The following is a 13,513-nucleotide window of genomic DNA, read 5'->3' as shown; positions in this document are numbered from 1 at the left end:
ATTACATACATTTACTACAAACACCACTTACTTCTACATCTACTTGTTGAATTTGAACATTAGGTATTTGAATTTGAATGGTGTTTGTGGTATTTACACAAGACACTTCTAAGCACTCTACACATTTAAAATGTACATGTTTATGATTGTGACACTCCGAAGTACAATACTCTTTACACATAGCATAATATACCTCATCACTACTTACAGAGGCTTTATGAATAATTCCACCATCCAACAAAGCGTGTAAAGTTCTATAAAGTGTTACTCTATCAAAATGTTTTAATTTTTTTTGCAATTCGCTATAAGGAATTGCAGAATTAAACGCTGCAACAACAGTTAACAACTCCAAACGCTTAGGAGTTGCTTTTAAATTTCTATCTCTTAATAATTCTATAAACTTTGTTTCTACATTCATTTGTTTAAAAATTTACTTTGACCCCTAACACAATACTTCTTCCTAAATCGTCAGAAAAATATCTTAGTCTATTTAAATAATCTCGGTAGGTAACATTAAAAGCATTATCTACTTTTACATAGGAGTTCACTTTTGTTTTTGAAATATAAAACTCACTTGTTAAATTAATATTTACCAACTGATAAGCATCTGGCGGTGTTAAAATATCTTGACTTTCTAACAAATGATTTTGTTTAAACACGTATTTGTATTGAACTTCTAAAACTGAGTTTCTAAAAAAACCGTCTTTAAATCCTTTAAACTCGGCATTTAACAAGGCATTATTAGTAGGCATATATACCAACGGTGTAGATTCCGACAAATTATCTCCTCTAATAAAACTATACTTAGCTCCTACTTTAAATTCATCTGTAAAAAGATAATTAGTTCCAAAATCAACACCTAAAATTCTAGCATTGTCTTGTTGATATTCAAAAACGGGAAACGTTCCTCTAATATTAGTAATAAATTCATTACTAGGTTGTAAGTAAATATAGTTATCTATATACTGTGCATATACTAAGCTTTCAAAAAACCATTTAAAATCTATATTTCCCTCTAAACCTAACGTAGCTTTTAAGCCAGTTTCTTTTTTAAAATTGGGGTTCCCAATTTCAAAACCACTAACTCCTTGATGCAATCCATAAGAATACAATTCATTAATATCTGGATTTCTAGACGTTAGTCCCAAATTAAAAGACAAAAATAGATTCTGAGTTGCATGATAATCTACTCCTGTAGCCAAACTATAGTTCTGAAAATAGTTGTCATACTTTTCAATATCTTTATTCACTTTATTGATATAGGCTACATTTTGATACGTAAAATTGTATCGTCCTCCAAACTCAAACTTCCATTTGTCCCTATCCAAATCAAACAAAGCAAAACCTCCTATTTGATGAGATAAATAATCTGGAATTAAAGGTAAAATACCTGTTTCAGAATCATTGGTATTGTCAGTAAACGTGTATTGAATTCCTTTTTTAATCTCTAATTTGTTTTTATATTCTTTTTGATGTGTGGCTTCTAAAAAATGAGTTTGCTGCAACAAACCTAATGCTGCAGTATCAGTCCTACCAGATCTTCGTATATCATACTCTTCTCTTTGGTCTATTTGTCCGGCATAATTAAATGCATATAGCTCATCAGCACTTATCTTAACTTCATTTTCCCATTTTAGCAAGTGATGATGTACTTCTTGCTTTGGAGCATCAATACCATAAGAAAAATTAGCTTCTGTATATTGAGGTTGCTCCGCATACAAAACAGATTTTGCATATTCAGACAATTCTCCATTTTCAGATTCAGAACTAAGTGTTACATGTGAACCTCTTAACACCCCCAGTGTGGTATTAAAGGTACTTGCATATACTTTTGATATCCAAGTGTCTAAAACTTTTTTTTCTAATTGAATAGCTAAGTTGGCTTCTGTAAACCCTGTATTATTTAAATAATAATCAGATGTTTTTCTATCTCCATACTTTTTTAAAGTTCCAGTAACTCTCCAAGCAATTTGCTGATTATTTTGTTCTAAACTTACATTTACATTGTGTCCATTCCCATTAGTTTCCGTAAAATAAAGTAGATTTCCGTGCAAATGAGGATCTTTTTGAATGTCTTTTGGAATTACATTTATAACCGCTCCCAAACTACTTCCTTGATACTCTAAAGCACCTACTCCTTTGGTTACCTGAATAGTACCTGCCATTAAAGGATCTATTTCCGGAGCATGATCATTACCCCATTGCTGTCCACTTTGTACCACACCATTGTTTAACAACATTACTCGGCTACCATAAAGTCCATGCACTACTGGCTTAGCAATACTATTTCCGTTTTTAACCGTACTTACACCAGTTAAATTCTCTAGTTGATTCGCTAAATTTTTATTGGTGTTTTTTTGAATGTTTTTTAGCTTAACTACCTGTGTGCTTTGAGTTGATTTTTTAGGATGTTTGTTTAGTAAATGAACACCATCTAGCATGTTAACCAAATGAGGCATTTCTACATCTACTTTTAGATTACTAGTTACTACAACCGATTTTTCTTTGTCTTCACATCCTATATGACGGACAATAATGTGATAATTTCCTTCACAAATATTTTTAATTTCATAAAATCCATCTTGATTGCTAATGGCTCCTTTTCCCGTCTCTTTTATAAATACAGAAGCTCCAACAATGGGTGATTTGTTGGAGGCATTTTTTACAATTCCAGAAATAGTATAACTGCAATTTTGCGCAAAAAAGCTATACTGAATAAACAGTATAGCTATTGTTAAATAATGTGTAAACTTCAATGTGTGTTTTCTTATTTATTTATTCCTAACTTAAAAGTGATATCTACATCATTTTCACCACCTGCATTGGTTATATCTCCACTAGCAACACCTTGAGCAAATTTATTTGGCTCATGACGTAAAACAATATTAATAGCTCCACCTTCTTGGTAAGAATCTGATGTTTTAAAAGTAGTTTCAAGACCAATTGGATTTCCATTTTCATCTTCATCTGCATAAGTAATTGTCAATCCGCTAATACTGTGAATGTAGAAAAACTGGTGATTCTTACCTTCTTCTTTAATTTCAGCATCAATATCATCTCCGTGTTCATGATCGTGCTCTTCACCTTCTTCTTCATGCTCCTCTTCCTCTTCATCATGATGGTCGTCTTCTTCACCATTTAAAGAGATTACAGCATTGTATGTTTTACCCGATTCTAAACTTCCTTCTGTTTTTTCACTTTCATCAATTACACCATCTCCATTTTCATCATGCCAGTGAAAAACAACAGCATCTCCTCCATCTTTAGGTGTTAAAGTTAAGGTTACGTTTTCTATTAACTCTGATTCATTAGGTACTATTGGATCGTCTTTTTTACAAGAAATAATACTACCTGCTATGACTAACGCTGTTAAAATTGCTTTAAAATTCATTGTTGTTTTTATTTATGATATCTCACTTTATTGACTGCAAATATATAAATCTTTTTTAATAACGCAACAATGTTGCATTTAAATTTTGTATTAAAAAATTGATATCTTCACAAAAAAATTAAAATGTATACAAAACTCTTGTCTATAGCAATTATTACTTGCTTAGCAACCTCTTGCAAAACAAATAAAACAATAACTAAACCGGCATCAACTTCTTTTTATATTGGAACGGTCACCAACAAAGGTTTTTCTACCAGTCAAGGAATTTATCAATCTAGTATTAGTACAGAAGGAAAATTGAGCTCTATAGAATTACTGGCTGATACAGACAACCCTTCTTACTTAGCTAAAACAAGCAATCAAGATTATTTGATTAGTACAAATTCTGGTGGAAAAATTGGATTGAGCAGTTTTAAAATTGGAGAAAATCAATTAACAGCCATCAATACCTCAGAAACAGGAAAATCTCCTTGTTACGTTTCTACCCAAAATGGTTATGTATTAAATGCTAATTATGGAGATGGAACTATAGATCTACATACCATTGATAAAAACGGAAAATTAAGTAGCATTTTAGATACTCAAAAACACACTTATTCAACTCCCAGTAGTCACAAAAGACAAAAGAAAGCATTTGCTCATTCTTGTTATTTTGAACCGAACTCAAACAATATTATTGCCATTGATTTAGGTGCGAATAAAATTTTATTTTCCAGCATAAACAAACAAACCAACAAATTTGTACCCAATGCATTTAACGAATTAGAACTCCCTAAAAATAGCGGACCTAGATTGTTAAGCTACCACCCTACACTTCCTGTTTTTTATGTAGTAAACGAACTTAACGCAACCGTTTCTGTGATTGCAAAAAACATTCAAGAAAACACCTATAGTATTCTAGAAACAGTACCTACCTTACCTGCTGGTTTTGATGTAAACACCAATACAGCTGCACATATAGAAATTACCAAAGACGGAAAATTCTTATACATGAGCAACAGAGGACACGATAGTATTTCTGTTTTTAGTGTTGCCCAAAATGGAACTTTAACTTTTGTAGAAAGAGTTTCGGTACAGGGTAAACACCCTAGAAATTTTTCTTTAAGTACAGACAATCAATTTTTAGTTGTTGCTAATAGAGATACAAATAATATTTGCTCTTTTAAAAGAGATGTAAAATCTGGAAAATTAACTTTTGTAGATGAAATAGAAGCACTTAGAGCTACTTGTATTTTATTCTAAAACTTAAAAAAGGGAGCTAATTAACTCCCTTTTTTTATTTATCAGCAAATTTTAATTCACTCATATTGGTATCTTTATGCTTATTCTTTGCATAGGCAAAACCATCTTTCCACCACTCTGTCATTAACACCTTATCAAAAATTAAAGAATTGGTTGTTAAAATGGTAGGAGTATAATACAAATTTAATTGTACATCTCCATAATGCGATGCCAATTTACCAATAGAAACGTTGTGGTTCCTTACTTGTTCCAACGTAAAATCTAACACATCAGAAATTAGCGAAAATGGATTCTTTGCAGGAATATTGGCTATTAACTTTGTTTCTGTATCCAGAATAATCACATCTATTTCTGTAGCTCCACGATTGATAGCTTCCTTAATAGGCACCAAAGATCCAAAACCTCCATCAGCATACTGACAGTTGTCTTTTTCGTACAAACTCATAAAAGGAACGTAGTTACAAGAAGCCCAAATCCAGTCGCAAAATTGTTTTCTGTCAAAATCTTTAATAGATTTGTATTCTACTTTTCCCAATGTTAAATTAGAAACTGTAACCACAATATCTTTATGTGTTGCCTTTAACTCTTTAAAAAAAGCCTCATCAATGGTTTTGTGTAACAATTTTCTAAGATTGGTACTTTCTCCAAATGTTTTTTGTTTTCTAATTAAATTCCACAATACCTTAAAGTGATTGATAGAAACGGTTTTAGCTCCTCTACTTCCTTTTACGACAAAGGGATTCACACTAAAAATAGTAGATTGATTTACATTGGTGTACAACTCTTTTAGCATTTCTATTCTGCCCAAAGCCAAATGAGAAATTAGCAAGCTTCCTGTAGAAGTTCCTACCAAAATATCGTATTCCTTTTTTAGTTTGGTGATTAAATACTCTGCCACCCCTCCTGCAAATGCTCCTTTACTACCACCTCCAGAAATTACCAATGCTCGCATATATGTTTTTGATATTTTAGACTTATTTTAGTCAACTAAATATACATATTTAATTGTTAACTATTCCGATGAAAAAAAATCATTACTTCCTATATTTTATCATAGCTACACTCCTATTTTCTTGTGAACAAGGACCTACTATTTTTGATGTGGTTGATTGCAATTCTAACACAGAATTCCATCATACGAAAAGCATTAGAGATGTAAAAAATGGATTTGAAATTAGCATTGGAGAAAACTGGAAAAGAGAATTGTATTTTGATGATTATCAATCTAGAATTTACGCAGCGGATACTACTCGTAGTTTTTCGGCATCTTTTCTTATTGATATTACCCGATTTAAAGGAAAAATAATTATAGAAGAGGCTTTTAAAAACAAAATTTCCCAACAAATACTAGCTAAACCTAGAACCTATATAATCAAAGACAAACTCATCACTTTTAAAAACAAACCCGCATATGCTGTGTATAGCTTTCAAAAAAACGCTACCAACGCAAGCTACACTATTCAATGTTACGTAGCCGATAAAGAACATTATTATTTGCTTTCATCACAAATAAATGGAAGTCAAAATTTAGCACAAAACAGCTGTGAAATTGTAAGTATTTTTAATTCCTTAAAAATGCTTCCTTAAACAAGTAAAAGCAAATCGGTTTTATTTTACAAAAGTTTATGCTTGTTCTAAACACTTAGCTATTTTTGCCAAAAATTGTACACAGCATGCAACACATTTTAGATAGATTTATTAGCTATATAACGGTAGATACACAATCTGACCCAAACAACCCTGCTTTTCCTAGTACAGAAAAACAATGGGTATTAGCTCGTATGCTAGAAAAAGAATTAAAAGCCATTGGTTTAAGCAATGTACAATTGGATCAAAATTGTTACTTAACAGCTACTTTGCCTAGCAATGTAAGTCACAACGTTCCTGTAATTGGTTTTGTTGCTCATATAGATACCAGTCCAGATTTTAGCGGAAAAAACGTACATCCACAAATTCATAAAAATTACGATGGTGGAAATATTGTTTTAAATGCTGAACAAAATATTGTTTTAGATGCTACTTATTTTGATGACATTCAGCAATACAAAGGGCAAACCATTATTACTACTGATGGAACCACGCTTTTAGGTGCCGATGACAAAGCGGGGATTACAGAAATTGTAACTGCTATGGAATATTTAATCAATCATCCAGAAATTAAACACGGAACCATTCGTATTTGTTTTACTCCTGATGAAGAAGTAGGTAAAGGAGCTCATAAATTTGATGTAACAGCTTATGGAGCAGAATGGGCTTACACCATGGATGGTAGCCAAGTTGGAGAATTGGAATACGAAAATTTTAACGCTGCAAGTGCAGTAGTTACCGTTCAAGGAAAAAACGTACACCCTGGCTACGCAAAAAATAAAATGGTGAATGCTATTTTGATAGCTCAACAATTCATCAATGGATTGCCTGCTAACGAGGTTCCAGAAAAAACCACTGATTACGAAGGTTTTTATCATTTACACGACATTAACGGTGATGTGGAAAAAACAACCTTAGAATATATTGTTAGAGATCACGATTTAGAAAAGTTTGAAGCTCGTAAAGAAACCATGAAGTCTTTAGTATCTTCGCTAAATCAAAAAATAGGTGATGATATTTTTTCTATTGAATTAAAGGATCAATATTTTAACATGAAAGAGAAAATAGCTCCTGTAATGCATATTGTAGATATTGCAGCAGAAGCTATGGAAAAAGAAAATATAGAACCTATATACAAAGCCATTCGTGGCGGTACAGATGGTTCTCAACTATCGTTTATGGGGTTGCCTTGTCCTAATATTTTTGCAGGTGGGCACAACTTTCACGGTAAATATGAATACGTACCTTTGGAATCTATAGAAAAAGCAACCAAAGTAATTGTAAATATTGCTGAAATTACAGCTAACAAGTATAAACAAGTTTAAACGAATCTGTAAATTCATTTAAGACAAGAAGTTCTCGACTCCGCTCGAACACCGTAGGTTATCGAGCGGAGTCGAAATGTAGTTACCAGACAATGGTCATTAAGAGAATAATAATAAAAAGTAGATTTAAAAATAAAAATAATGGATAATCAATTTTTAATTTCATTAACAGAAAAATACGGAGCACCGTTGTATGTATACAATGCAGATATTATAGAACGTCAATACAAACGTATGATGAATGCTTTTTCCTCTGTAAAAAATGTAAAATTAAACTACGCAGTAAAATCTAACACCAACTTAAATGTTTTAAAGTTTTTAAAAAATTTAGGATCTGGAGGAGACTGTGTATCTGTTCAAGAAATTAAATTGTGTTTAGCTGCTGGTTTTAACGTAAAAGACATTTCTTATACTCCTAATGGAGTTTCTTTTGCAGAAATTACAGAAGCTCATCATTTAGGAGTAAAAATTACTTTAGACAACTTATCTAGTTTAGATAAATTTGGAAAAGCATTTCCTAAAGCTCCTGTTTCTTTGCGTATCAATCCGCATATTATGGCGGGTGGAAACGCTAAAATTTCTGTAGGACATGTAGATTCTAAATTTGGTATTTCTCATACTCAAATTGAGGAAATCAAAAAAATAGTAACAGCCAACGGAACTCCTGTAAACGGTGTACACATGCATACAGGTTCTGATATTAAAGATCCTAGTGCATTTGTAGAAGCTATGGAAGTATTGTTAGGAATTGCAAGACAATTTGATACGATTGAATTCATCGACTTAGGAAGTGGTTTTAAAGTACCTTATAAAGATGGAGACCATGCAACCAACTTAGAAGAATTAGGACCTATATTAGGAGCTAGTTTTAATGCTTTTTGTGATGAGTACGGTAAAGAATTAAAGTTGATTTTTGAACCAGGTAAATTCTTAGTAAGTGAGTCTGGTAAATTCTTAGCCAAAGTAAATGTCATCAAACAAACACCTAATATTAATTTTGTTGGGGTAGATAGTGGATTGAATCATTTAATGAGACCTATGATGTATGATGCTTATCACAGAGTACATAACATTTCTAATCCTGATGGTGAAAAACAAACCTACAACATAGTAGGATACATTTGTGAAACCGATACGTTTGCAGAAACTAGAGAACTAGGAAAAGTAAGCGAAGGAGATATTATTTGTATGGACAATGCCGGAGCGTATTGTTTTTCTATGGCCTCTAACTACAACTCTCGCTTTAAACCTGCCGAAGTTTTAGTCATAAAAGGACAAGATTATTTAATTAGAGAAAGAGAAACCTTTGAAGATATTCTAAAAAATCAAATTGAAATTGATTTATAGTAATGCGATAAAATAAAAAACGCTAACCATATGGTTAGCGTTTTTTGGTTTTGATGATGACAATCTTTCAACTATTTTCTTTCCCTAATTAAATTTCCCATCTGACAAAAACATTAAATAATATATATTTTCATAAAATCCAATAATAAGAACAATTGACCGTTTTTTAAAAAAGCATTCCTTAATTGGAATTTTCATTGAAAACATAACATCTTCCAAAATTCTATTTTAAATCCCTATAACCGTGAAAAATGAAATTCTAAAATATCTTTCAAAATATACTAAAATCACTCATGAATTAGAAAGTGCTATTGTAAACAGCACTTTTATTGAACACTTTAAAAAAGGTACGATTCTACTTAAAGAAGGTGATGTTTGTATTGAATGCTATTTTATTTTAAAAGGATGTATAAGAAGTTATATTGTTGAAAACGGAGAAGAAAAAACTATTGAATTTTATACCGAGGAATATGCCGTTACACCTTCTAATTATGGAACATCTAGTCCCTCTAATTATTACTTAGAATGTATTGAAAATGTGATAGTTAGTGTGGGTAACCCTAAATTAGAAAAAGAAACATTTCAAAAGTACCCAGAATTAGAATCTTTATCTAGAGTTATTGGCGAGGTCATAATGGCTAAAAATCAAGACTCCTTTGCTAAATTTAAAACTTCCAATCCTGAGGAAAGATACTTAGATCTGTTAAAAAATAGATCAGATTTAATTCAACGAGTCCCTCAGCACCAAATAGCTAGTTATTTAGGTATTAAACCCGAATCGTTAAGTAGAATTAGAAAAAGAATACTTACCAAAAAATAATTTCTTAACTATAGTCAATGAAATCTAAATTAGATCCAGGCTACTTTTGTAGCATATGGAAAATAAACGAAATTCGAGAATTGCAGGAACTCTAATCCTTTTGGGAATAATTACTGGTATTTTAAGTATTATTCCTTCAATTGATAATGAAAAATATCTTGAAATTGTTTATCTAAACAAAAATACCGTTTTAATTGGAGCTCTTTTTCAATTTCTTTTAATACCAATTTATATTAGTTTCTCTTTAATATTGTTTCCAATATTAAAACAGTATAGTAGTTTTCTTTCTATTGGATTTGTTGGATTTCGATTTATGGCGGGAGTATTTCAATTAATAGGAATAATACTATTGCCAACATATATCCTTTTGAGTGAAAAATACTTAACAGAGATAAGCAGTGATTTAAAATTTTATGAAACAATTGGTCAAATATTAAAAAACACTAGAGATTTAGTAAACCATTTAGGTGTGATTATAGCAACAGGATTAGGAAACTTACTTTTTTACGCTATACTTTATAAACAAAAAAACATCCCAACTTGGATTTCAATATGGGGAATAGCAGGAAACATATTAATTATGACTGCTGGTTTTTTATTTTTTTTTCAATTACTTACTGTTATTTCAACCGAATATATAATTATAACAACTCCGCTTTTATTACAAGAAGTAATTTTGGCTATTTGGTTAATTAAAAAAGGAATCACAAACCCTAAAAAAACATATTCAATCAAATTTAACACGAATAAACAATTCCAAATATAATTCAACCAAAAAAATCAAATCCCAGTATTATGAAAAACCCTCTCTTAACAATAGCTATCCTATTTTCAATTCTTGCAGTTAATGGACAAAATAAAGATGAAATACCCCCCTATTCATTCGAAAATAAAAATGAACTAAAAATTAATGTTTATTTCACAGCATTTGGATTATTTGAAACAACTTATGAAAGAAATTTAAATAGAAAGTCATCATTAGGAATAACAGGATTGTACTCTTTCAGTAAAAAATATGATGAGGATGTAAATTTTCAAATCTCTCCTTTTTACAGAAGATATTTTGGTAAAAAATATGCTTCGGGTTTCTTTATTGAAGGATTTGGAACACTAGGTTCAATAGATGGAAAACAACTAACAGATGTCAATGGAAATATTACTTTAAATGAAGGTCCTGATGTTATTGACTTATCACTAGGTTTAAGTATTGGATACAAATGGGTTACCAAAAAAGGAATTATTTTTGAAGCTTTATTTGGTATGGGAGGTAATTTATTTAACGCTAATAAAACAGACCATAATATAATCAATCGTCGTGCAATAAGTATAGGTTATCGATTTTAATCTAAAAAAGCCTTTTAACACCTTATTAACAAAGTAGTATCATTTATTAATTTGATTATTCTATTTTTATCCTGCAAAAAAACAACTACATGAAAAAATTTTTAATACTCTTACTCCTTATCGTAAGTAACACCTATGCTCAAGAAAAATTCACCATTACAGGAGTTGTAAAAGATGCAGGTTCTGGAGAAACTTTAATTGGTGTCAGTATCATCGAAAAAAGTTCATCGCAAGGAACCGTAACCAACGAATATGGTTTTTATTCTTTTACCCTTCCTAAAGGAGAACATACTATTGATATTTCTTATTTAGGATATAACAATTTTACCAAGAAAATTAACTTAACTAAAAACACAACACTTAACATAGATCTAAAAGAAAACTTAGAGAGTTTAGATGAAGTAGTCATTTCTACCTACACCGAAAAAGTAAGCATTAAGAAAGCTGAAATGAGTGTCAATAAAATGAAGGTACAAACGGTAAAACAAATTCCGGCTGTACTAGGAGAGGTAGATGTTATTAAATCTATTACCACACTACCTGGTGTTACTACTGCTGGAGAAGGACAATCTGGATTTAATGTACGTGGTGGTGCTGCCGATCAAAACTTAGTGTTATTAGATGAAGCAACCATATACAATACCTCTCACCTATTCGGTTTGTTTTCTGTAATTAATGCCGATGCTATTAAAGACTTAAAACTATACAAAGGAGGAGTTCCCGCTAAGTTTGGAGGTAGAATTTCTTCGGTTTTAGACATTCACCAAAAAGATGGAAATAAATACGATTTTCACGGAAATGGTGGAATTGGATTGATTTCATCTAGATTAACTTTAGAAGGACCTATTGTTAAAAAGAAAGCTTCTTTCTTTTTAAGTGGTCGTAGGTCTTATGCTGATTTATTTATTCCATTGGCTATGCCAGATACTGATAATACAGCTTATTTTTATGATTTAAATACCAAAATTAACTGGGAAATAGACAATCATAACAAATTGTATTTATCTGGTTATTTTGGAAGAGATGTATTTTCTTTTGCGGAATCATTCATTAACACCTATGGAAATGCAGTTGGAAACCTTCGTTGGAATCACGTTTTTAACAGTCAATTATTTTCTAACTTATCTTTAATTTACAGCAATTATTACTACGGATTAGAATTAGATTTTGTTGGATTTAAATGGAATTCAGGTTTACAAAACTTAAATCTTCAGTACGATTTTACCAAATACTACAACGACAATGTTTCGGTGAATTTTGGAATAAACAGTACCTTTCATCAGTTTAATCCAGGTAAAATAGAGCCTAACAATGAGGATAGCGGAATTATAGAAGACCAACTATCTAAAAAACACGCTATAGAATCTGGTTTGTATATAGATGTAGAGCAAAAAATATCGGATCGAATTGATTTACGCTATGGACTTAGACTTTCTGCTTTTGCAAGAATGGGAGAAAAAGAAAAATACATTTACAATGAAAACGGTCCTGTATTGTATGACGAAGACTTAAAAATCTACGAAAAGGCAACTCCAATTGATACCGTTGCTATCAATGTATCAAAAATTCAAAAAACATTTTTAAATTTAGAACCCCGTTTTTCTATTGCTTATGCCCTAACCGATGATAGTTCTATCAAAGGTAGCTATCAAAGAATGGCTCAGTATTTACATTTAATCTCTAACACACAATCTCCATCACCTTTAGATATTTGGACACCAAGTGGAGATTATATCAAACCTCAAATTTCTGATCAAATTGCTGTTGGATACAACAAAGATTTTAATGGTAAGTATAGCTTAACAGCAGAAGTTTTTGGAAAAACAGTACAAAACAGATTGGACTATGTTGATGGTGCCGATTTAATAGCACAAGAAGCCATAGAAACCGTATTGCTATCTGGAAAAGCTAGGGCTTACGGTTTAGAATTAATGTTTAAAAAAGAACTAGGTAAATTTAACGGATGGATTAGTTATACATTGTCTAAATCGGAACAAAAAACTGCAGGTAGAACCCCTACCGAAATTGGGATCAATAATGGTAATTGGTACAACACAGGTTATGATAAAACTCACGATGTTACAATTCTAGCTAATTACAAAGCTAGTAAGAGATGGAATTTTAATTCTAATTTTACCTTACAAACAGGGCAACCTGTTACCTACCCTACAGGGAATTATTCCTACAGAGGAGTTAGTGTTCCTAACTATGGAAAAAGAAATACATTTAGACTTCCTGCCTATCACAGGTTAGATGTAGCAGCAACATACAAACCTAAACGCTATCAGAATAAGAAATTCAAAGGAGAATGGGTTTTTAGTGTTTACAATATTTACAACAGACAAAACTGGTCTTCGGTATTGTTTGGACAAGATGTAGAAACAGGACAAAACAAAACAGAAAGGTTATCTATTTTTGGTGTTTTGCCTTCTATCACTTTTAATTTTAAATTTTAAC

General features: G+C 31.3%; 12 protein-coding genes. 8 read left to right on the top strand and 4 right to left on the bottom strand.

Annotated features, from left to right (window positions below; genetic code table 11):
• Position 1 precedes the first annotated feature (1 nt).
• Genes GGR97_RS02880 through GGR97_RS02870 form a run of 3 tightly spaced genes read right to left on the bottom strand, consistent with a single transcriptional unit; the run spans position 2 to position 3,391 of the window.
• Complete coding sequence (locus GGR97_RS02880; protein WP_167896919.1) at positions 2 to 418, bottom strand: Fur family transcriptional regulator; 417 nt, start codon at positions 416 to 418, stop codon at positions 2 to 4.
• Positions 419 to 422: 4 nt separating this feature from the next.
• Positions 423 to 2,756, bottom strand: coding sequence for a TonB-dependent receptor (locus GGR97_RS02875; protein WP_167896918.1), 2,334 nt, complete (start codon positions 2,754 to 2,756; stop codon positions 423 to 425).
• A gap of 11 nt (positions 2,757 to 2,767) precedes the next feature.
• The gene (locus tag GGR97_RS02870) at positions 2,768 to 3,391 is read right to left on the bottom strand and encodes a hypothetical protein (protein WP_167896917.1); all 624 of its coding nucleotides are present in this window, start codon (positions 3,389 to 3,391) and stop codon (positions 2,768 to 2,770) included.
• Between the two features lie 123 nt (positions 3,392 to 3,514).
• On the opposite strand from GGR97_RS02870, the gene GGR97_RS02865 reads away from it, so the two are divergent.
• Positions 3,515 to 4,633, top strand: a complete 1,119-nt coding sequence (locus tag GGR97_RS02865) for a lactonase family protein (RefSeq protein ID WP_167896916.1) — start codon at positions 3,515 to 3,517, stop codon at positions 4,631 to 4,633.
• A 34-nt stretch (positions 4,634 to 4,667) separates the two neighbouring features.
• Here the strand turns inward: GGR97_RS02865 and GGR97_RS02860 are convergent, their stop codons facing one another.
• Positions 4,668 to 5,585: a patatin-like phospholipase family protein gene (locus tag GGR97_RS02860; protein ID WP_167896915.1), complete on the bottom strand. Its 918-nt coding sequence runs from the start codon at positions 5,583 to 5,585 to the stop codon at positions 4,668 to 4,670.
• A gap of 68 nt (positions 5,586 to 5,653) precedes the next feature.
• Here GGR97_RS02860 and GGR97_RS02855 point away from each other — a divergent pair, with 68 nt between their 5' ends.
• The 7 genes from GGR97_RS02855 to GGR97_RS02825 all read left to right on the top strand — a co-directional run bounded on the left by GGR97_RS02855 (position 5,654) and on the right by GGR97_RS02825 (position 13,512).
• Positions 5,654 to 6,220 carry a hypothetical protein gene (locus GGR97_RS02855; protein ID WP_167896914.1) on the top strand — a complete coding sequence of 189 codons (567 nt, stop codon included), beginning with the start codon at positions 5,654 to 5,656 and terminating at the stop codon, positions 6,218 to 6,220.
• Between the two features lie 86 nt (positions 6,221 to 6,306).
• The gene (pepT, locus tag GGR97_RS02850; RefSeq protein ID WP_167896913.1) at positions 6,307 to 7,545 is read left to right on the top strand and encodes a peptidase T; all 1,239 of its coding nucleotides are present in this window, start codon (positions 6,307 to 6,309) and stop codon (positions 7,543 to 7,545) included.
• 141 nt (positions 7,546 to 7,686) lie between these two features.
• Positions 7,687 to 8,892 carry a diaminopimelate decarboxylase gene (lysA, locus tag GGR97_RS02845; RefSeq protein WP_167896912.1) on the top strand — a complete coding sequence of 402 codons (1,206 nt, stop codon included), beginning with the start codon at positions 7,687 to 7,689 and terminating at the stop codon, positions 8,890 to 8,892.
• A 244-nt stretch (positions 8,893 to 9,136) separates the two neighbouring features.
• The gene (locus tag GGR97_RS02840; RefSeq protein ID WP_167896911.1) at positions 9,137 to 9,712 is read left to right on the top strand and encodes a Crp/Fnr family transcriptional regulator; all 576 of its coding nucleotides are present in this window, start codon (positions 9,137 to 9,139) and stop codon (positions 9,710 to 9,712) included.
• A gap of 55 nt (positions 9,713 to 9,767) precedes the next feature.
• Positions 9,768 to 10,478, top strand: a complete 711-nt coding sequence (locus GGR97_RS02835; protein WP_167896910.1) for a DUF4386 domain-containing protein — start codon at positions 9,768 to 9,770, stop codon at positions 10,476 to 10,478.
• 29 nt (positions 10,479 to 10,507) lie between these two features.
• Positions 10,508 to 11,056 carry a DUF3575 domain-containing protein gene (locus tag GGR97_RS02830; protein ID WP_167896909.1) on the top strand — a complete coding sequence of 183 codons (549 nt, stop codon included), beginning with the start codon at positions 10,508 to 10,510 and terminating at the stop codon, positions 11,054 to 11,056.
• An 89-nt stretch (positions 11,057 to 11,145) separates the two neighbouring features.
• Entirely contained in the window at positions 11,146 to 13,512 is a 2,367-nt protein-coding gene (locus GGR97_RS02825) for a TonB-dependent receptor (RefSeq protein ID WP_167896908.1), read from the top strand.
• The last annotated feature ends 1 nt before the right edge of the window (position 13,513 follow it).

The organism is Wenyingzhuangia aestuarii, from assembly GCF_011927765.1.
Lineage (GTDB): Bacteria > Bacteroidota > Bacteroidia > Flavobacteriales > Flavobacteriaceae > Wenyingzhuangia > Wenyingzhuangia aestuarii.
This window is presented reverse-complemented; position numbering and strand designations above follow the sequence as displayed.

What these genes read in the sequence shown, in the direction of transcription:
- GGR97_RS02870 (WP_167896917.1), bottom strand. Translation starts at nt 3,391, where the DNA reads ATGAATTTTAAAGCAATTTTAACAGCGTTAGTCATAGCAGGTAGTATT.
- GGR97_RS02855 (WP_167896914.1), top strand. Translation starts at nt 5,654, where the DNA reads ATGAAAAAAAATCATTACTTCCTATATTTTATCATAGCTACACTCCTA.
- GGR97_RS02880 (WP_167896919.1), bottom strand. Translation starts at nt 418, where the DNA reads ATGAATGTAGAAACAAAGTTTATAGAATTATTAAGAGATAGAAATTTA.
- GGR97_RS02865 (WP_167896916.1), top strand. Translation starts at nt 3,515, where the DNA reads ATGTATACAAAACTCTTGTCTATAGCAATTATTACTTGCTTAGCAACC.
- GGR97_RS02835 (WP_167896910.1), top strand. Translation starts at nt 9,768, where the DNA reads ATGGAAAATAAACGAAATTCGAGAATTGCAGGAACTCTAATCCTTTTG.
- GGR97_RS02830 (WP_167896909.1), top strand. Translation starts at nt 10,508, where the DNA reads ATGAAAAACCCTCTCTTAACAATAGCTATCCTATTTTCAATTCTTGCA.
- GGR97_RS02825 (WP_167896908.1), top strand. Translation starts at nt 11,146, where the DNA reads ATGAAAAAATTTTTAATACTCTTACTCCTTATCGTAAGTAACACCTAT.
- GGR97_RS02860 (WP_167896915.1), bottom strand. Translation starts at nt 5,585, where the DNA reads ATGCGAGCATTGGTAATTTCTGGAGGTGGTAGTAAAGGAGCATTTGCA.
- lysA (WP_167896912.1), top strand. Translation starts at nt 7,687, where the DNA reads ATGGATAATCAATTTTTAATTTCATTAACAGAAAAATACGGAGCACCG.
- pepT (WP_167896913.1), top strand. Translation starts at nt 6,307, where the DNA reads ATGCAACACATTTTAGATAGATTTATTAGCTATATAACGGTAGATACA.